The 493-nt window shown below is 70.4% G+C and carries 1 protein-coding gene; it reads left to right on the plus strand.

The features are described from left to right. Positions 1 to 198: 198 nt before the first annotated feature. Positions 199 to 493 (plus strand): response regulator (locus IH45_RS0142750; RefSeq protein ID WP_030682708.1); only part of this gene is annotated, 295 nt, incomplete at its 3' end.

Raw genomic sequence — 493 nt, forward strand, 5'->3', positions numbered from 1 at the left:
CTCGGCTGCGGGCCGATCCGCGGACGCGGGGGATACCCCTCGCCATCGTCAGTGCCTGTACGCAGGCGGAGGTGGACAGCGGGCAGGCGGTGGGGGTGGGGTGGGTGGGGGTCGGGGGAAGGTCCCTCGGACGGGGCGGAAGTGGGGAAAACCCGGACGCAGCCGGAGGCGCGCGCCTAGTCTCAAGGTGTGCCTGGCTTGTCCGGCCGGGTCCTTGTCGTCGACGACAACAAGGTCATCCGGCAGTTGATCAGGGTCAACCTGGAGCTTGAGGGCTTCGAGGTCGTGACCGCGGCCGATGGTGCCGAGTGCCTGGACATCGTGCATCGGGTCGCTCCGGATGTGGTGACGCTCGATGTGGTGATGCCCCGGCTCGACGGACTGCAGACGGCGGCTCGGCTGCGGGCCGATCCGCGGACGCGGGGGATACCCCTCGCCATCGTCAGTGCCTGTACGCAGGCGGAGGTGGACAGCGGGCAGGCGGTGGGGGTGG

This window comes from Streptomyces rimosus subsp. rimosus (assembly GCF_000720725.1).
Lineage (GTDB): Bacteria > Actinomycetota > Actinomycetes > Streptomycetales > Streptomycetaceae > Streptomyces > Streptomyces rimosus_A.